This window comes from Aerococcus sp. L_32, assembly GCF_050689315.1.
The window spans coordinates 1-842 of record NZ_JBOEQF010000790.1; the positions used below are offsets into that span (position 1 = coordinate 1).

The window sequence follows — 842 nt, forward strand, 5'->3', positions numbered from 1 at the left end:
GTACGTTCGGTAGGTAAGCAATGATTGCTGCACCAACAGTGTTTAAGATCGCTAAGTTTAATACGTTTAAGGCTTCAACCGTAAAGAATAAACCAATGACTACTGCAACTACTTGACCAATGATTTCTGAAACATTGATGTTTTTAGTTGTTGCACCAGTTTCACGGTTGAATAAGTTGTTTAAACCAGTACCCGCAAGTAAGTTTTGTACTAACTCACCAATGACTTTAGCAATCGCAAATCCAACACCTAATAAGATTACTGCTACTAAGATATTTGGAATTGCAGCAGCTACGCTATTTAACACACCGATGATTGGTGTTGCAATTGAAGAAATCCCTAATGTTTCAAGGGCTACAACTGCAATTGGAATGAAAACAACAATGTAAGCTACATAAGAAAGTACGTTAGCAATTGTATCTGCTGTTTGTCCGTCTGCTGTTTTGTTACCAGTAAATTTAGCCACATACTTGTCGATGTTAACTGTTTTAACTAGTGAGTAAACTAATTGTTTCACTAAACGCGCTACCACTACCGCTACAATCATAATAATGATTGCACCAACGACTGATGGTAAGAACCCTAAAGCATTTGCTGTCATATCACGAATTGGTGTCGCAATAGAAGCCAAACCAAATGTATCGAAGATGCCTGGTAAGAATAGCACCCAAACAATGTAGTATAGAATTTGCGCGATGGTATCAATCGTTGTTTCCGCTTGATCCTCAGTCTCTGCAACATTCCATTTCACGAAGCGACCTGGTAATCCCACCGCTCGTAAACCTTTTGAAACTGCCTTTTTCACTAATACTGCCACGATCCACGCAACAAGAATTAATAAT

1 protein-coding gene is annotated in these 842 nt (G+C 38.7%); it reads right to left on the reverse strand.

Going from position 1 to position 842, the window contains the following annotated elements:
* A partial coding sequence (locus tag ACRCJ0_RS16500) for a mechanosensitive ion channel (RefSeq protein ID WP_431391241.1) occupies positions 1-817 on the reverse strand: 817 nt, incomplete at its 3' end.
* Between the last annotated feature and the right edge of the window lie 25 nt (positions 818-842).